We start from the raw sequence: 17,770 nt of genomic DNA on the forward strand, positions 1-17,770 counted from the left end.
GGCGCGCAATCACGACTCGCACTTATCCATTTACGACGTGTTCGGATTTCTTGTGTTTGCCCATGAGAGGCGGCGCTATTTTCGGTAACGAAACTGTAACATTCGCATCCGCAGTCAAAACAAGAAATCTGGAGCTCTTGAATGTTTGCTTTCTTTCGTCCTGCCGCGCACCAGGCGCCCCTGCCTGAAGAAAAGATCGACAGTACCTATCGACGACTGCGCTGGCAGATCTTCGCCGGTATTTTCATCGGTTACGCCGGTTACTACCTGCTGCGCAAAAACTTCTCCCTGGCCATGCCCTACCTGATCGACGAGGGTTATACCCGTGGTCAACTGGGCCTGGCGATGTCGGCGATCGCGATTGCCTACGGCCTGTCCAAGTTCCTCATGGGCCTGGTGTCCGACCGCTCCAACCCGCGCTACTTCCTGCCCTTCGGCCTGCTGGTGTCGGCGGGTGTGATGTTCATTTTCGGTTTCGCACCTTGGGCAACGTCCAGCGTGACCATGATGTTCATCCTGCTGTTCATCAATGGCTGGGCCCAGGGCATGGGCTGGCCGCCAAGCGGGCGGACCATGGTGCACTGGTGGTCGCAGAAAGAGCGCGGCGGCGTGGTGTCGGTGTGGAACGTGGCGCACAACGTCGGTGGCGGCCTGATCGGTCCGCTGTTCCTGCTGGGCATGGCCTGGTTCAACGACTGGCATGCAGCCTTCTACGTGCCGGCGACCGTGGCGTTGCTGGTGGCGGCGTTTGCCTTCATCACCATGCGTGACACGCCGCAATCGGTGGGCCTGCCGCCCATCGAGCAATACAAGAACGATTACCCGGAAGGCTACGATGCCAGCCACGAAGAAGAATTCAGCGCCAAGGAAATCTTCGTCAAGTATGTGCTGCGCAACAAAATGCTGTGGTACATCGCGCTTGCCAACGTCTTCGTTTACCTGCTGCGCTACGGCGTGCTGGATTGGGCGCCAACGTACCTCAAGGAAGCCAAACACTTTACCGTCGACAAGTCATCGTGGGCCTACTTCTTCTACGAGTGGGCAGGTATTCCGGGCACGCTGCTGTGCGGCTGGATGTCGGACAAGATCTTCCGCGGCAACCGTGGCCTGACCGGCATTGTGTTCATGGCCCTGGTGACCGTGGCGACTCTGGTGTACTGGCTCAACCCACCGGGCAACCCGACTGTCGATATGATCGCCCTGGTGTCGATCGGCTTCCTGATCTACGGCCCGGTGATGCTGATCGGCCTGCAGGCGCTGGAACTGGCGCCGAAAAAGGCCGCCGGCACCGCTGCAGGCTTCACCGGTCTGTTCGGTTACCTGGGTGGTTCGGTGGCCGCAAGTGCCGCCATGGGCTACACCGTGGACCATTTCGGCTGGGACGGTGGCTTTGTGTTGCTGATCGGCGCGTGCCTGCTGGCGATTGCGTTCCTGATCCCGACCCTGTGGCACACCAACAGTGTCAGCTCGGCGCGTTAATCCGCCGCGCAATCCTTGATACAACGCTTGAGCCGCGCCTCCAGGTTTTTATCTGGCATGGCGTGGCTGCGCAGGGCGTTGACGGTCTGCTCGACATAATCGCGAGTGGTGCCGTAACGCCCGCAAGCGCTCTGCAGTACGTGATTGAGCACGATATCGGGCAAGTTGCCGGCATAGCTGGGCAAGTGTCGCTCCAAGACAAATCCCAGCGCCTGAACCTGACTGCCATCTTCCAGACGGCAGCTGAGCCAGTGCGGCTTGTAGGAGGGGTAAGGCATCTCGCGCTGCCACAAGGCGTAAAGCGACGCCTCCAGTTGATCTTCCGGCAAGCGATAGGCGAACCCGCTGCACGAGCCGCCGCGATCAAGCCCGAATACCAGCCCCGGCAACTCCGGCGTACCCCGGTGCTCGTGGGACCACAGGTACAGCCCGCGATGATAGCCATGCACCCGTGCCCGCACGCGTTCGGTCGACGAACATTCAGGGCGCCAGATTAACGAACCGTAAGCAAACAGCCACACCGGCCCACCCTTGTGCCGCGCCATGGTGGCCTGCATCGAGCTCATCAATTGTTCGTGAGTGAGTTGCGGCCCCAGATCGAGTCGCGGAGGGTAAGCCAATTGCAGAAGATCGGTTTCTATGGCGGTCATGGCGAAAAGCGGTGCGCCTCCTGTGTATTACCAGTTGTGAGGGACTTTACCGCAATAGAACGCAGCGCTGTAAGCGCATGGCCCACCTTTGGTCAGGATTGAGCCCGGCACTTCCGCTACTTTCAGCCCCGGTTCAGCCTTGTAACGCGTCCCGGCGCCAGAATGGCGCACGCGTTACGGCCCGTTGTCCGCTCCTCACACTGACTACCGAGGTCGCCTCCATGAAAAAGATCCGACTGCCAGGCCTGCTGTTTCTGGCCCAGGCCACCACCGCTTTCGCTGCAGAAGTGCCAGCGGCCGAAGACGACAAAGGCTTCTGGTATGCGCAGACCAGCGTGTATACCCGGCACTTTTCGCCCGACCCTGACCACAACAACAAACAGAATCTGATCGGCCTGGAACGCAATGAGGCCTCAGGTTTTGTGTATGGCGGGGCGACGTTTCGCAACTCGTTCGGCCAGCGTTCGTACTACGCCTACGCAGGCCAGCGCTATGACATGGCGAATTACCCCGTCTACCTGAAGATCACGGGCGGGGCGATCCAGGGCTATCGCGGTAAATACCGCGACAAGATCCCACTGAACCGGCTTGGCGTGGCGCCGGTGGTTATCCCGTCGGTGGGCACGTATTACGGGCCGGTGGCGGCGGAGGTGGTGTTGCTCGGGTTCAATGCAGTGATGCTGACCACGGGCGTGCGATTCTAGGTCCGAGACCCGGCTCACCGCCGTGCATAGGGGTTATGTGGCGAGCGGCACGCGGTGCGTCTCGAACATTGTCCACGCTGCCAAGCCTCAGGGGCGTGGGGCGTAGGCGAACACGTCAGCGCGCATCTGGTGGGCGTCCATGCCTGCTTCGACCAGCGCATCAAGGGTGCCGTAGATCATGGCGGGTGAACCGCTGGCGTAGACGTGCACCGCCGTAAGGTCGGTGATGTCTTCGCACACGGCTTCATGCAGCAATCCGCAGCGCCCTTCCCAGCCGCACAGGTCGCTGACCACCTTGTGCAGAAACAGGTTGGGCAATTGCAGCCACTGGTCCCAGTGTTCGATTTCGTAGAAGTCTTCCGGGCGCCGCACACCCCAGTACAGGTGCACCGGGTGTTTGAAGCCCGACGCGCGGCAGTGCTCGATCAGGCTGTTCATCTGTGCCATACCGGTGCCGGCGGCGATCAGCACCAGCGGACCGTCCGGCAGCTCGGCCAGGTGCGTATCGCCAAACGGCAATTCGACGCGGGCCATCCGGTCTCGCTGCAATTGTTCGAGCAAGTCGCGGGCGCTGTCCTCGCGCACCAGCACATGCAGTTCCAGCTCGCGCCCGGAATGGGGCGCCGACGCCAGGGAAAACGCCGACTTTTTCTCGCCATTGTCCCGCTCGATCATCAGGTACTGCCCGGCGTGGTAACGCACCGCCTTGCCGGCCGGTGCAAGCAGGCGCACGCGCCATACATCGCCACCGACCTCGACGCATTCACTCAATTGGCACGCCAATTTGCGCAACGGCAACTCTCCCGGCGCCAGCACGCCATCCCACAACACAATGCAATCTTCCAGCGGCTCGGCGATGCAGGTGTAGAACTCACCATGGTCGAGCACCTCGCCATTTTGTTGCACGCGCCCTTCCACCAGCAGCGCCACGCACACATGGCACACGCCATTGCGACACGCCTGGGGGCATTCGTAGCCCAGGCGGCGTGCGCCTTCGAGGATTCGCTCGCCGGGGACAAGCTCCAATACAGCGCCGGAAGGTTGCAGGGTTACACGCATCAATCTATTCCCAATTCTTTCCAGATCGCATCGACACGTGCCGTGACAGCTTCATCCTTGACGATCACCCTGCCCCACTCGCGGGTGGTTTCGCCCGGCCATTTATGCGTGGCATCCAGGCCCATTTTCGAACCCAGACCCGACACCGGCGAGGCGAAGTCAAGGTAGTCGATCGGCGTGTTATCGATCATCACCGTGTCGCGCTTGGGGTCCATGCGCGTGGTGATGGCCCAGATCACGTCATTCCAGTCGCGGGCATTGATGTCGTCGTCGGTGACGATAACGAACTTGGTGTACATGAACTGTCGCAAAAACGACCACACACCCAGCATTACCCGCTTGGCATGGCCCGGGTACGACTTCTTCATGGTCACGATGGCCATCCGGTACGAACAGCCTTCGGGCGGCAGATAGAAGTCGGTGATTTCCGGGAACTGCTTTTGCAGAATCGGCACGAACACTTCGTTGAGCGCCACGCCGAGAATGGCTGGCTCATCGGGCGGGCGGCCGGTGTAGGTGCTGTGATAGATCGGCTTGATGCGATGGGTGATGCGCTCCACGGTAAACACCGGGAAGCTGTCGACTTCGTTGTAGTAGCCGGTGTGGTCGCCGTAGGGGCCTTCATCGGCCATTTCGCCCGGATGAATCACGCCTTCAAGGATGATTTCGGCAGTGGCCGGCACTTGCAGGTCGTTGCCACGGCATTTCACCAGCTCGGTGCGGTTACCCCGCAACAGGCCGGCGAACGCGTATTCGGAGAGGCTGTCGGGCACCGGGGTCACGGCACCCAGGATCGTGGCCGGGTCGGCACCCAGCGCCACGGAGACCGGGAACGGCTGCCCGGGATGCTTTTCGCACCACTCGCGGAAATCAAGGGCGCCGCCACGGTGGCTCAGCCAGCGCATGATCACCTTGTTGCGGCCGATCACTTGCTGACGGTAAATGCCGAGGTTCTGGCGATCCTTGTTCGGGCCTTTGGTGACGGTCAGCCCCCAGGTGATCAGCGGGCCGACGTCACCGGGCCAGCAGGTCTGCACAGGGAGCATGGCCAGGTCCACGTCATCGCCTTCGATGACCACTTCCTGGCACACCGCGTCCTTGACCACCTTGGGCGCCATGGCAATGATCTTGCGAAAGATCGGCAGCTTCGACCAGGCATCCTTCAAACCCTTGGGCGGCTCGGGCTCCTTGAGGAAGGCCAGCAGCTTGCCGATCTCGCGCAGCTCGCTCACGGACTCGGCGCCCATGCCAAAGGCCACGCGCTCGGGTGTGCCGAACAGGTTGCCGAGCACCGGGATATCAAAGCCGGTCGGGTTCTCGAACAGCAGCGCCGGGCCCTTGCTGCGCAAGGTGCGGTCGCAAATCTCAGTCATTTCCAGCACCGGGGAAATCGGCATCTGGATGCGTTTCAACTCTCCGCGCTGCTCAAGTTGCTGCACGAAATCCCGAAGATCCTTGAATTTCATTAACCCTGCCACCCGTAAAATAGGCTTACATCCTACCTGCTCTGAGGACGGCTGGCAGCTTAATTGGCCGTCAGCCCCCGTGATTGGAGCGAACTGAACAAGGGCTCCAGGAACGCCTCGATGTGCCGCGCGCCCACGTCGGACAGGTGATTATCGTCGGTGTACAGCGCGCGCCCATTGAGTTCGACCCGGCACAGGCCATCGGTGCCACACAGCTGTGGCGCCGGGTCCAGCACCCTTACACCGCTGTCGGCGGCGGCCAATTCGTCGAACAGGTTGGCGATGAATGCCTCGCGCGCCAGGTGCTTGGCGATCGTCAGTCCTTCACGGTCCACCGGCCGGTGCATCATGGCCAGGCGGCTGAGGCGATACGGCACGATGATTTCCTGCAGCGGCACCTCCTTGACCAGCCATACACGGTGCCCCGCTGCACGCAGGCCCTTGATGCGCGCGCGCATGCCGTCGGCGAAGCGTTGTTCAGCTACCGCGCGTACGTACTGGCCGGTGCTCGGGTCTTTGAGCGCATGCTCCTTGTCACCGGACATCTGCCCATACAGATACAGGCTCCAGCGTGCCGCCAGCACCACATCGCTGATCGGCCGTTCGCTCATGGCTTTCTCGACGCGTCGATTGAAATGCGCGCAGCGGGCAATGTTTTCCAGGCCATCCAGCGGCACACAACCGGCGAAACTGGCCTCCATCAAGCTGATGTCGTGCTTCTTCGCGCCGATTTCGAGCGCCGGGATCAAAGCAGTGGCATGGCTGTCGCCCCACACCAACGCAGACACCGCCGGATTTTTCGGACCGAAGTGACAGAACAGGCGCTCATCGGGCGTGTCCTTGTCTGCCATGCAGGCCATCAACTCGGGGCTCCACTTCTTCGCCTGGGCATACCGCAGCGCCTGCTCGGACAAGCGCGACGGCACCCCATCGGCCTTGCGCAGCGCCACGCCCGTGAGGCCGATGGACAGGATGCCAACCGCTGCCGCAACGAGAATCGCCTTGCGTGTTGCCAGCAGACGCTTCTCCCTGAAGGGGGTTTCCACAAAGCGCCAGGACAGATAGCCCAACACCAGGCTCAGCAGCATCAGAGCGCCCAGTTCCGTGGCGCTCAAGCCATCGACCGCCGCGTAGTTGGCGTACACGAATACCGGCCAGTGCCAGAGGTACCAGGAGTACGAGATAAGCCCCAGGCCCACCATCACCTTCGAGCTCAGCAGGCGGCCCACCCAGGTGTATTGCTGCCCGTTGGCCCAGATCAGTCCGACCACGCCAAGCACCGGCAGCAGAGCGGCGGCGCCGGGGAAGGCTGTCTGTGAATCGAAGCCGAATACGGCAATCAAGATCAACCCCATCGCCCCCAGGCTGACCCACTGGGCCAGGGCCGGTGAGGCGCGCCACTCACGCGCGGGCAGCACCGCCAGCATGGCGCCGGCGAGCAATTCCCAGGCGCGCAAATGCAACAGGAAGAAAGCTTTTTGCGGTTCATGCTCCACCGCCCAGACGCTCATGCCGAACGACACCAGCAGCACGCCGAACAGGGCCAGGCGCCAGTGCTTCAAGCGGCTTGAAAGCAGGGTCAGTAGCAAGGGAAAGAGGATATAGAACTGTTCTTCGACCGCCAGCGACCAGGTGTGCAGCAGCGGCTTGATGTCGGACGCCGCCTCGAAATAGCCGTGCTGGCGCGCAAACAGCAGGTTGGAGGTGAAGATCACCTGATAGTGCGCCGCCCGCCCCAGCTCCTCATAGTCTTTGGGCGCCAGCAGGAACCAGCCCGCCACCAGCGTCGCCACGATCATCACGAACAGCGCCGGCAGAATGCGCCGGGCACGCCGCGCCCAGAACTCCACAAAACTGAAGCGCCCGGCCTGGCGTTCGCGCCATATGATCGAGGTGATCAGGAAACCCGAAATCACGAAGAACACATCAACGCCAACAAAGCCGCCGGTGACGCCCGGCACGCCAAAGTGAAACAACACAACAGCCAGAACCGCGATAGCACGCAGGCCATCAATGTCTCTTCGGTAAGCAAGAACAGTCATAAATCAATGTCAGCCAGATACGAATGGGGATGAGCGTAGACGCACTCGTGTTTTTTTGTGTCTCAACTGACACGTATGCCGCGAACCGCTCATTTGTGACACAAAAAAATGGCGCCCCAAAGGGCGCCATTCTCACGGACCTGAAGTGTTATTTACGCTTCATCGACAAGAAAAACTCGTCGTTGGTCTTGGTGGTTTTCAGCTTGTCGATCAAAAACTCGATGGCAGCGACTTCATCCATCGGGTGCAGCAGCTTGCGCAGGATCCACATGCGCTGCAGTTCGTCGTCAGCCGTCAGCAACTCTTCGCGGCGGGTGCCGGAACGGTTGATGTTGATGGCCGGGAACACGCGTTTTTCAGCGATGCGACGGTCCAGGGGCAGTTCCATGTTGCCGGTACCCTTGAACTCTTCGTAGATCACTTCATCCATCTTCGAGCCTGTTTCAACCAGCGCGGTGGCGATGATGGTCAGCGAGCCGCCTTCTTCGATGTTGCGCGCGGCGCCGAAGAAACGTTTCGGTTTCTCCAGAGCGTGGGCGTCGACACCACCGGTGAGTACCTTGCCGGAGCTCGGGATCACGGTGTTGTAGGCACGCGCCAGACGGGTGATGGAGTCGAGCAGGATCACCACGTCCTTCTTGTGCTCGACCAGGCGCTTGGCCTTTTCGATCACCATTTCGGCAACCTGCACGTGGCGGGTTGGCGGCTCGTCGAACGTCGAGGCAACCACTTCGCCGCGCACGGTGCGCTGCATTTCGGTCACTTCTTCCGGACGCTCATCGATCAGCAATACGATCAGGTGAACTTCAGGATTGTTACGCGCGATGTTTGCGGCAATGTTCTGCAGCATGATCGTTTTACCGGCTTTCGGCGGGGCGACGATCAGACCGCGCTGGCCCTTGCCGATCGGCGCGCACAGGTCGATCACGCGACCGGTCAAGTCTTCGGTGGAACCGTTGCCGGCTTCCATCTTCATGCGCACGGTCGGGAACAGCGGGGTCAGGTTCTCGAAGAGAATCTTGTTTTTCGCGTTCTCGGGACGATCGAAGTTGATCGTATCGACCTTGAGCAGGGCGAAATAACGCTCGCCTTCCTTCGGAGGGCGGATCTTGCCGACGATGGTGTCACCGGTGCGCAAGTTGAAGCGACGGATCTGGCTCGGCGAGACGTAGATATCGTCCGGGCCGGCGAGATAGGAAGCGTCTGCAGAGCGGAGGAAGCCGAAGCCGTCCTGGAGAATCTCCAGCACGCCATCACCGGAGATTTCCTCGCCGCTTTTTGCGTGCTTTTTGAGCAGGGAGAAAATCACGTCCTGCTTGCGCGAACGGGCCATATTTTCTATGCCCATTTCTTCGGCCAGTTGGAGCAGGTCGGTAATCGGCTTTTGCTTGAGTTCAGTCAGATTCATATAGGAATGACGTAATCATTTATGGAGGGGGGAAATTAAGCTTTTGGCTTAATGAGGCCGCGCCGCAGAGAAGGCGACAGGATCGCGTACTAATCGAAAAGGAATGCGTCGGCGACGGCTTGCAGGGGGCAGTGGAGAAACCAGTGCGGGGCCGAATGTACCACCTGAATTTCGGAGCGTCCAGCCCTGTTTCACGAAAAAGCCCCGCGATTTGCGGGGCTTTTTTGACGACGCTTAGATGTTGGCGTCGAGGAAAGCTTGCAGTTGGGACTTCGACAGCGCGCCAACCTTGGTGGCCTCAACGTTGCCGTTCTTGAACAGCATCAACGTAGGGATACCACGCACGCCATGCTTGGCCGGGGTTTCCTGGTTCTCGTCGATGTTCAGCTTGGCAATGGTCAGCTTGCCTGCATACGTGGTTGCAATGTCGTCCAGGACCGGGGCGATCATTTTGCAAGGACCGCACCACTCTGCCCAGTAATCAACCAGTACAGGGCCGGTAGCCTTGAGTACATCAGCTTCGAAGCTAGCGTCGCTAACGTGTTTGATAAGATCGCTGCTCATGGAAGTCTCCAGGTTGTAAGCAAAAAAACGTCGCCCATCATAGCCGCCCTTCCCCCGTTCAGGAAGTCGCCTCTGATTGAGTGTTGCTATGGCGGCGCATGAGTTTGGGTATGAGCCACTCAAGGCGAGACGGGGGTCACGAAGGCGATCCCGGTGCGCAACGCTGCATTGCGTACGTGTTCCTGCATGGCTTTCTGCGCCGCTGCGCTCGCGCGCCGGGCCAGGGCGCGCAGGATCCTGCGGTGTTCCTGCCAGGTCTCCATCGCCCTCTCCGGCCGGATGAACGGTAGCTTCTGGCTTTCCAGGAACACCTCGGCGCTGGCACTGAGGATGCTCACCATCGCCTGGTTACCGCTGGCGAGCAGGATGCGTTGGTGAAAGTCGAAGTCCAGCCGCGCCGCCGCTTCGAAATCGCCGGCCCTGAGCACCTTGCGCATCGCCTCGACATTGTCTTCCAGGCCATCGAGTTCATCGAGGGTCAACGTCATCGCCGCCAAACCGGCGGCGAACCCTTCAAGGGCATAGCGCAATTGAAAGATATCCAGCGGCGTGGCCTGCGCTGCAAACGGCCAGGCGAACCCGGGCGACTCCTGCGCCGCCTGCACGAACACGCCTTTGCCCGGCTGCACACTGACCACGCCCAAGGCACTCAGGGACGACAACGCCTCGCGCAACGACGCGCGGCTCACCCCCAACTGCAGCGCCAGGTCACGCTGGGACGGCAGTGCATCGCCCGCGCAGAAGCCTTGCTCCTTGATCAGTTTGCGGATGGCCTGCAAGGCCGCTTCCGGTACGGCTTGGGCGATGGAATGCATAAAAAACTCAAGGTTCCAGTCAACTGAGCGGCTAGTTGTAAAGCTATTCCGGGCCGTCGGCAAGCCACGCCCCAAAGGGGCTCGTGCGGTTTTGGCGACGCTCGAAAAAGGTGCGAAAAGCCCGCGAACTGTTCAGACCAGTAAGACCACCGGAACTCAGCAAATTGCGGCCCCGCAGACGATTCAGGGAAGGCTGGCATGGGCTGTGCAATCACGCACAGCAGTCGAATTCAGAACCCCCCTTCGCCCTTCCCGGAGAGTTGCCATGACCAAGCGCTACAGCGCCCTGCTCACTGCCCTGTTTGCCAGCATGATGCTGAGCCAGGCGCCCGCCCAGGCCAACGGTCTGGACGATATCGTCGCCCGTGGCACCCTGAAGGTCGCCGTGCCCCAGGACTTCCCGCCGTTCGGTTCGGTCGGCCCCGACATGAAGCCGCGCGGCCTGGACATCGACACTGCCAAGCTGCTGGCCGACCAGCTCAAGGTCAAACTGGAGCTGACGCCGGTCAATAGCACCAACCGCATCCCGTTCCTCACCACCGGCAAGGTCGACCTGGTGATCTCCAGCCTGGGCAAGAACCCCGAGCGCGAGAAGGTCATCGACTTCTCCCGGGCCTACGCGCCGTTCTACCTGGCCGTATTCGGCCCGCCTGACGCCGCCGTCAGCGCCACCGACGACCTCAAGGGCAAGACCATCAGCGTCACCCGCGGCGCCATCGAAGACATCGAGCTGAGCGCCGTGGCGCCCAAGGAAGCGACCATCAAGCGCTTCGAAGACAACAACTCGACCATCGCTGCCTACCTCGCCGGCCAGGTCGACCTGATCGCCAGCGGCAACGTGGTGATGGTGGCAATCAGCGAGCGCAATCCCAAGCGCGTGCCGGCGCTGAAAGTGAAACTCAAGGATTCGCCGGTGTACGTGGGCGTGAACAAGAACGAGCCGGCACTGCTGGAGAAGGTCAACCAGATCCTGGCGGCGGCCAAGGCCGATGGCAGCCTGGAAAAGAACGCACTGCAGTGGCTTAAAGAGCCATTGCCTGCCGACCTCTGATACCACGGAGCTGAGTTATGGCGTATCAATTTGACTTCGTGCCGGTGCTGGCCAACACCGACCTGCTGTTACGCGGCGCGCTGTTCACCCTTGAGCTGACGGCCATCGGCGCGATCCTGGGGGTGACCCTGGGCATCGTCGGGGCGGTGGTGCGCGCATGGAAGATCCAGCCATTCGCCTGGTGCTTCGGCGTCTATGTCGAGTTGATCCGCAACACGCCGTTTCTGGTGCAGTTGTTCTTCATCTTCTTCGGCCTGCCGTCCCTGGGCCTGAAAATCACCGAATGGCAGGCCGCCGTGCTGGCGATGGTGATCAACCTTGGGGCCTATTCCACCGAGATCATCCGCGCCGGCATCCAGGCTATCCCGCGTGGGCAACTGGAAGCCGCGGCGGCGCTGGCGATGACGCGCTTCGAAGCGTTCCGCCACGTGGTGCTGCTGCCTGCGCTGGGCAAGGTGTGGCCGGCATTGAGCAGCCAGATCATCATCGTGATGCTCGGTTCGGCGGTGTGTTCGCAGATCGCCACCGAAGAACTCAGCTTTGCCGCCAACTTCATCCAGTCGCGCAATTTCCGTGCGTTTGAAACCTATGCCCTGACCACCCTGGTGTACCTGTGCATGGCGCTGATGATTCGTCAGTTGCTCAACTGGATCGGGCGCCGCTTTGTGATGAGGAACGCCCAATGAGTGATTTTTCGTTCTGGGACATCGTGCGCAACCTGCTCACCGGCCTGCAATGGACGCTGTTGCTGTCGCTGGTGGCCTTCGTCGGCGGCGGCGTGATAGGCCTGCTGGTGATGACGATGCGCATCAGCCGCAAGGCCTTTGCGCGCAATGTGGCGCGCGGCTATATCGAACTGTTCCAGGGCACGCCGCTGCTGATGCAGCTGTTCCTGGTGTTTTTCGGTGTGGCCCTGCTCGGCGTGGATATCTCGCCCTGGCTCGCCGCCGCGATTGCCTTGACCCTGTTTACCAGCGCCTACCTGGCCGAAATCTGGCGCGGCTGCGTCGATTCCATCGCCAATGGGCAGTGGGAAGCCTCGGCCAGCCTGGCGCTCAACCCGCTTGAGCAACTGCGCTACGTGATCCTGCCCCAGGCGCTGCGCATTGCCGTGGCACCCACCGTGGGTTTCTCGGTGCAGGTGGTCAAAGGCACCGCCGTGACCTCGATCATCGGTTTCACCGAACTGACCAAGACCGGCGGCATGCTCGCCAACGCCACCTTCGAACCCTTCATGGTCTACGGCCTGGTGGCCCTTGGTTACTTTCTGCTCTGCTACCCCTTGTCCCTCAGTGCGCGCTACCTGGAAAGGAGACTGCATGCCTCTGCTTAGAATTTCCGCCCTGCATAAGTATTACGGCGATCACCACGTCCTCAAGGGCATCGACCTGACCGTTGAAGAAGGCCAGGTGGTGGCGATCATCGGCCGCAGTGGCTCGGGTAAATCCACCCTGCTGCGCACCCTCAACGGCCTCGAATCGATCAACGACGGCGTGATCGAAGTCGATGGCGAATACATCGATGCGGCACGCGCCGACCTGCGCAGCTTGCGGCAGAAAGTCGGCATGGTGTTCCAGCAGTTCAACCTGTTCCCGCACCTTACCGTTGGCGAAAACGTGATGCTCGCGCCCCAGGTGGTGCAGAAAGTGCCCAAGGCCAAAGCCGCGCAGCTCGCCAGGCAGATGCTGGAGCGCGTGGGGCTCGGGGAAAAGTTCGACGCTTTCCCCGATCGCCTGTCCGGCGGCCAGCAGCAGCGCGTCGCCATTGCCCGCGCGCTGGCCATGTCGCCCAAGGTGCTGCTGTGCGACGAAATCACCTCGGCGCTGGACCCGGAACTGGTCAACGAAGTGCTCAGCGTGGTGCGTCAACTGGCCAGGGACGGCATGACGCTGATCATGGTCACCCACGAAATGCGCTTCGCCCGCGAGGTCGGCGACAAGCTGGTGTTCATGCACCAGGGCAAGGTGCATGAAGTGGGTGATCCGAAGGTGTTGTTCGCCAACCCGCAAACGGCGGAACTGGCCAACTTCATTGGTTCGGTGGAGCAGCCGGGCTGACCAGTTCGAAACTGCCCTGCCCTTGCAGCAATGTCCGGTAGCGCACCTGCAAGGCGTCGGCGGGCAGTTCGGCGTCGATCTCGACCTGAGCCGTCAATCGTCGACCTGTGGCCTGCGCCAGCAAGGTCTTGCCAGGCAGCAAGCGGCCATCGTCGGGTTCGCCTGACGACTGCGCTGCACGCCATTGCACAGGCCGCCCATCCACCTGCGCATGTTTGAGACTCAGGCGAAAACGCCCCTCGCGCCCAAAGCGATAGCCCTGCCCGTCAGCCGCCGCGCCATTGAAGCGCACACCGATGGCCGCGGGCGCAAGACACAGGATGTTCAAGTGCAGCGTTCGCGTTCCGAGGGCGACGGTGGCGCGGTCATCGAGGCTTTCGCGGTGAACCACGCCGTACTCGACCTGGGGCTGGCTGAGGGACAGTCGGCAGTTGTCGGCCCGCGCGGCATGGCTCATCACGCCGCCCCAGAGCATCAGGCACAGGGCCATGGGTTTAAAGCGCATGACACACCGCCGTCGTGGTTTCATATAGTTTCTCGTCGTCAGGCTTGCTGTCGGTTTCAAGGCGCAGCACGCAGGTGGAGGCATTCGGCAGCGTCACGCGCAGGCTTTGCGGCCCCTGAACGTCGCTCAGGTAGATCATGCCGTCGCCGACCACGCTGGTCAGGAAGCGATTGTCCTTGCCGAATACCGGCGATCCTTGAGTCAACGGCTTGCCCTGGTTGTCCTGCGCCTGGACCAGCACACGGCGCACCTTGACCACCTCGAAATCCAACGTACTGACGGAGCCACGCTCGGCGGTGAGGACCTGGGTGCCGTTTTTGAGGTCGACGCGTTTGGGCAGCGAGCGGGTCTGCACTTCGACACGGCTGTGGGTGTAAGCGGGCAATCCGGCAATCACCGCCTGCCCGGTAAAGTCGGTCCATACCGGCCCCTGGGGGGTATCGACCCTGGCCGAGCCAATGTCGCCCACCGACACGATGCCGAAGGTGTCCTGTACGGTATACGGCGAAAACGTCACGCCGCGCTTGTGGGCCACCACGCCTCCGCGCAGCTGCCCCGAGTAGGTGGCGCCCTGTGGGTCGCGGCTGACGCCCAGGCCGACCTGGGTATAGCGCGGCAACATGTTCAACTGGCCGCGAACCGATTGCTCGCGCGCCGAAACATCGCGCTCAACCGCCACCTCGTAGTTCACCGATTCGTTGACCCGTTCACTGAGGGCCGTGCCTGCATTGAGCTGTTGCCCGCGACGGCTGACGTAGCTGCTCAGGCGGCGGTCATCGCCCAACGGCACGCTGACCTGCAAGCGCACCGAAAGGTCGTTGTCCATCCCCCGATCCCGGCGGTTCTCCAGCGCCGCCGTATGCTCACGTGCCTGCCTGCCGCCCACTCGGGAGTCGGCGATCAGGGTCACGTCGGCGCCGCTGAACGTTTTGTTCCACGACGCAAATACGTGCTCGAGCGATTGCCCGTCAAATTGTGCGCTGCGGCTGTATCCCACGCTGAAACCACCCAGTGCCGGATCAACCCAGGTCATGCCCGCCGTGTACTGGTTTTTGAAGCGAGAATCCAGGGTATCCAGCCGTGAGGATCGTCCGGCTTCAAGAACCTCGCGATAACCAAGGCTTTGAGTGGTGGCGCTGAGGGTGACGTCAAGGTCGGCATACACCGGACTGCTCAACGACAAGGTGCTGCGCGCTCCGGACACCGCGTCGCGTGTGTCGCGGGACAGGTTATGCCGGGTGCTCACGGAAACTTTCTGGAAGAACACGCTACCCAGGCTCGCCCCGACGGCGCCGTAATCCTCGCTGCCCAACACACCCAGGCCCGCCGATGTGGAGCCGCCCAGGCCCCAGGTGCCGCTGCCCATGACAACCGAAGGCGTCTGGTTTTCGCCGGGTGCCGATTCACGCACCTTGCCCACCGACAGGTAGTAACCCGGCGCCGCCTGCGCAGCCCCCTGGAACGAGGCCGCCGGCACGACAAAACTGCGCCTGGCCCCGCGCACATCAATGACGCTCACCTCCAGGTCGCTGGTGCCGTTGAGCAACGGCAAACCGGTCAGCCGGAAAGGCCCCTCGGGCACCAGTGTGGTGTGGATCAACACCCCGGATTGGCGCACCTCGATTCGCGACTGACTTTGGGCCAGCCCCTCAACCACCGCATTATTGCTGCCCGCTGGCGTGCGTGACTGACCGTCGGGCGCCAACTGGAAACCGGAAAACTGAACACCGCCAAACACTGGACTGTTGCTGGACAACTGCCCCGCCTGAAACGTGGAATGCAGCGCTGCTATATCTCGCTGGGCGTAGGCGTACAGATGCTCGGTGCGCGCCTTGCCATCGTCGGACACATAGAACTGGCGACTGCGCACGATCCAGTCGCCCAGGTTGAAACCGGCCTCGGTATAGGCCGACACATACCGGCTGGACCCACTGCGCGAGCGGCTGTCAAAGCCCAGCACGTCATAATTGAACAACGCCGCCGCACCGCCGCTGGAAAAACCCGTGGCCTCCCATTCAGGCGCACGCAGTGACTGGGTCGGCACGACCAGCGTGACTTCGTCCGAGCCGGGGCGCAATCGCACCATGGTCGTTGGGAAGGCGCCCAGGAAGTCATGGCAGGCCTGGTCCGGCGTCGCACCTTCGCGCAGCACCCCGGCGGGCTTTACCAGCCCGGCCTTGGCCAGAAGCCCTGGGGTAAAGCACAGCTGGCCGCTGGAATCGAATTGCGCATCCACCAACCCCAACGGGTTGCCGTTGACGCGCAAGCCCACCACCTGAGAGCCCTCGCGAAAACGCGCGGCATTGCGAAAATAGTCGGAGACCCTGGGGTCGATGCCATGGGCGTTCAGGGCCACGAGATCAAAGCCTTCTCCCACCTCCAGCGCCGATGCGAAGCCGGGCAGGCCGCACAGCGTCGCCAGTCCGACAAGTATCGTGGGTCGGCGTTTGGGTCTGCTCATACGCCGATCAACCCCCGCTGGCATTGATCGTGGTCCGGTAGTTATCCACCGAGAAGCCATAGACCGTTGCCGGTTGAATCTCGACGGTGGACACGCCGGCCATACCGCCTTCGACCGTGGCGCGCAGGGTTTCCCCCGGCAGAATGTAAGTGCGCGGTAACGTCGCCACGCCCGTTTTGGGAAGCAGACGCACTTCGGGTGCCAGGCGCACCACGTAGGCGCTGTCGTTTTGCACCGACAGATGTTCGCCAACCCGCGTCCACTTGAGTAACTCCCATGGCGATTCATGCCGAGGCAAACCCTTGGGGTGCAGGATCAGTGGCAGGTTCTGGCGCAACGTGATGCCAATGGTCGCGCCGCCCGCCGCGCGCGCCTGGGGAATGCCCTCGAATGACACGCGCTTGAGCCGCTGGGTCTTGAGCGGCGTTTTCAGGGTGCTGATGAACCGCACCAATTGAATATCGCCCGCCTCCACCCGCGTGACAGGCGGCGTGACAATGACCAACGGCTCGTGATCCTCGGGCACGTTCTCCACCACCGAATGAAGAAGCGCCGGTCCGTCATCGGTGTTGATGATATTGATCGTGGCTTCGCCGTCTTCCTCATACAGCATGACCAACGTGCTTTCAGGTCGCATGCCACCCGCCACTGCGACCGTCGACAAACAGATACATACACTTGCACTCCAAAGAAGTGCCTTGCTTATTATTGAAAGACCACGCACGTGAGTTCCCCATGACTTGCAAAGCCACTGCCGATAATTAAGCACCCATATAAAAACAGCCGACAAGAAATGAATCGCTTCTTTATCGGCTGCACACTGTTACTTAGAGGTAACTCAGCACCAGCGTGGCGCGACCGTCGATAGTGACGTCACTGCTCAAGTTCAGGTCCTGTGCCTTGTTGATAACCGCTTTGACGGCAATGGTGCCGGTCATTTGAGTCACCGATACCGGGCTGAGAGATGAACTATTGCGCCACGAATACTGGCTGGGCACCTGGGCAACCTTGCCGTCGCTGGTTTGCCAGGCACCGCTGCTGCTGGTTCGCATGATGGGATAGAGAGTTGTGGCCGAAGACCTCAGGTCTTTCAGGGTGATCGAGTAGCCACCGGTTCGCCTGCTGGCGACAGAGCCGAGGCCATAGTTCTGCGCTTCGGTGAAGCCTGCGCCCAGGATACCAGGGACCTTGCTGCCGGCTTGCAGGTCGGTAAACGCCAGCCCGAACCTGGCGGGTGTGGAACCGCAGTTGATCGACAGCGAGGTGGTGCGCTCTTCACGCGGATTGAACGCCGTTTGCGACAACTCGCCGGAACGAATGACGCCGTAATCGATGGTACCGCTCCCCGTCAAACTGAGGTTGCAGGAGGCCGGTGTGATCGTCCCCCTGACAGACAACTGGGCACTGGTGGAGGCCTGGGCATTGACCGCAGCCGCCAGACACGCAATAACAAATGTCATTCCAACAATGTTTTTCATAATCATCCTGTCACTGAGAGTTATCAGGTGC

17 protein-coding genes are annotated in these 17,770 nt (G+C 61.4%); 6 read left to right on the forward strand and 11 right to left on the reverse strand.

Translation table 11 applies throughout. The features are described 5' to 3' along the window. Positions 1–141 precede the first annotated feature (141 nt). Positions 142–1,479: a glycerol-3-phosphate transporter gene (glpT, locus tag RHM60_RS15170; protein WP_209986205.1), complete on the forward strand. Its 1,338-nt coding sequence runs from the start codon at positions 142–144 to the stop codon at positions 1,477–1,479. Here the strand turns inward: glpT and RHM60_RS15175 are convergent. Then, positions 1,476–2,129: a gamma-glutamylcyclotransferase gene (locus RHM60_RS15175; RefSeq protein ID WP_003234823.1), complete on the reverse strand. Its 654-nt coding sequence runs from the start codon at positions 2,127–2,129 to the stop codon at positions 1,476–1,478. The two genes, glpT and RHM60_RS15175, sit on opposite strands and share 4 nt — an antisense overlap. 221 nt (positions 2,130–2,350) lie before the next feature. Here RHM60_RS15175 and RHM60_RS15180 point away from each other — a divergent pair, with 221 nt between their 5' ends. After that, positions 2,351–2,833, forward strand: coding sequence for a sn-glycerol-3-phosphate transporter (locus tag RHM60_RS15180; protein WP_322212150.1), 483 nt, complete (start codon positions 2,351–2,353; stop codon positions 2,831–2,833). An 87-nt stretch (positions 2,834–2,920) separates the two neighbouring features. Here RHM60_RS15180 and RHM60_RS15185 read toward each other — a convergent pair whose 3' ends face one another. The 6 genes from RHM60_RS15185 to RHM60_RS15210 all read right to left on the reverse strand — a co-directional run bounded on the left by RHM60_RS15185 (position 2,921) and on the right by RHM60_RS15210 (position 10,187). Next, on the reverse strand, positions 2,921–3,892 hold the full coding sequence (locus RHM60_RS15185; protein ID WP_209986211.1) for a CDP-6-deoxy-delta-3,4-glucoseen reductase: 972 nt from the start codon (positions 3,890–3,892) through the stop codon (positions 2,921–2,923). Continuing rightward, positions 3,892–5,358 (reverse strand): 4-hydroxy-3-polyprenylbenzoate decarboxylase, encoded by a 1,467-nt coding sequence (gene ubiD / locus RHM60_RS15190; protein ID WP_209986213.1) that lies wholly within the window; start codon positions 5,356–5,358, stop codon positions 3,892–3,894. The genes RHM60_RS15185 and ubiD overlap by 1 nt, the downstream gene beginning before the upstream one ends. Before the next feature lie 59 nt (positions 5,359–5,417). Continuing rightward, the gene (locus RHM60_RS15195; protein ID WP_322212151.1) at positions 5,418–7,400 is read right to left on the reverse strand and encodes an acyltransferase family protein; all 1,983 of its coding nucleotides are present in this window, start codon (positions 7,398–7,400) and stop codon (positions 5,418–5,420) included. Between the two features lie 148 nt (positions 7,401–7,548). Continuing rightward, positions 7,549–8,808, reverse strand: coding sequence for a transcription termination factor Rho (gene rho / locus RHM60_RS15200; protein ID WP_003176825.1), 1,260 nt, complete (start codon positions 8,806–8,808; stop codon positions 7,549–7,551). A 234-nt stretch (positions 8,809–9,042) separates the two neighbouring features. Further along, positions 9,043–9,372 (reverse strand): thioredoxin TrxA, encoded by a 330-nt coding sequence (trxA, locus tag RHM60_RS15205; RefSeq protein WP_003234832.1) that lies wholly within the window; start codon positions 9,370–9,372, stop codon positions 9,043–9,045. Between the two features lie 119 nt (positions 9,373–9,491). Further along, positions 9,492–10,187, reverse strand: coding sequence for a FadR/GntR family transcriptional regulator (locus RHM60_RS15210; RefSeq protein WP_231422776.1), 696 nt, complete (start codon positions 10,185–10,187; stop codon positions 9,492–9,494). A gap of 265 nt (positions 10,188–10,452) precedes the next feature. Between RHM60_RS15210 and RHM60_RS15215 the strand changes: the two genes are divergently transcribed. The 4 genes from RHM60_RS15215 to RHM60_RS15230 are packed head-to-tail and all read left to right on the forward strand — an operon-like array spanning position 10,453 to position 13,295. Next, positions 10,453–11,238, forward strand: coding sequence for a transporter substrate-binding domain-containing protein (locus tag RHM60_RS15215; RefSeq protein ID WP_322212152.1), 786 nt, complete (start codon positions 10,453–10,455; stop codon positions 11,236–11,238). 17 nt (positions 11,239–11,255) lie between these two features. After that, positions 11,256–11,924: an amino acid ABC transporter permease gene (locus RHM60_RS15220; protein WP_322212153.1), complete on the forward strand. Its 669-nt coding sequence runs from the start codon at positions 11,256–11,258 to the stop codon at positions 11,922–11,924. Next, positions 11,921–12,571 carry an amino acid ABC transporter permease gene (locus RHM60_RS15225; RefSeq protein WP_209986227.1) on the forward strand — a complete coding sequence of 217 codons (651 nt, stop codon included), beginning with the start codon at positions 11,921–11,923 and terminating at the stop codon, positions 12,569–12,571. The genes RHM60_RS15220 and RHM60_RS15225 overlap by 4 nt, the downstream gene beginning before the upstream one ends. Continuing rightward, entirely contained in the window at positions 12,558–13,295 is a 738-nt protein-coding gene (locus tag RHM60_RS15230; protein ID WP_209986230.1) for an amino acid ABC transporter ATP-binding protein, read from the forward strand. The genes RHM60_RS15225 and RHM60_RS15230 overlap by 14 nt, the downstream gene beginning before the upstream one ends. On the opposite strand, the gene RHM60_RS15235 is transcribed toward RHM60_RS15230, so the two are convergent. The 4 genes from RHM60_RS15235 to RHM60_RS15250 all read right to left on the reverse strand — a co-directional run bounded on the left by RHM60_RS15235 (position 13,267) and on the right by RHM60_RS15250 (position 17,739). Continuing rightward, positions 13,267–13,800, reverse strand: a complete 534-nt coding sequence (locus RHM60_RS15235; protein WP_231422780.1) for a DUF1120 domain-containing protein — start codon at positions 13,798–13,800, stop codon at positions 13,267–13,269. The two genes, RHM60_RS15230 and RHM60_RS15235, sit on opposite strands and share 29 nt — an antisense overlap. Continuing rightward, positions 13,790–16,261, reverse strand: coding sequence for a fimbria/pilus outer membrane usher protein (locus RHM60_RS15240; protein ID WP_322212154.1), 2,472 nt, complete (start codon positions 16,259–16,261; stop codon positions 13,790–13,792). The genes RHM60_RS15235 and RHM60_RS15240 overlap by 11 nt, the downstream gene beginning before the upstream one ends. Positions 16,262–16,268: 7 nt before the next feature. Then, on the reverse strand, positions 16,269–16,967 hold the full coding sequence (locus RHM60_RS15245; protein ID WP_416195183.1) for a fimbria/pilus chaperone family protein: 699 nt from the start codon (positions 16,965–16,967) through the stop codon (positions 16,269–16,271). A gap of 121 nt (positions 16,968–17,088) precedes the next feature. Further along, on the reverse strand, positions 17,089–17,739 hold the full coding sequence (locus tag RHM60_RS15250) for a DUF1120 domain-containing protein (RefSeq protein WP_322212155.1): 651 nt from the start codon (positions 17,737–17,739) through the stop codon (positions 17,089–17,091). Positions 17,740–17,770 lie beyond the last annotated feature (31 nt).

Origin of the sequence: Pseudomonas sp. MH9.3 (assembly GCF_034354675.1) — a bacterium.
Taxonomy (GTDB): Bacteria; Pseudomonadota; Gammaproteobacteria; order Pseudomonadales; family Pseudomonadaceae; genus Aquipseudomonas.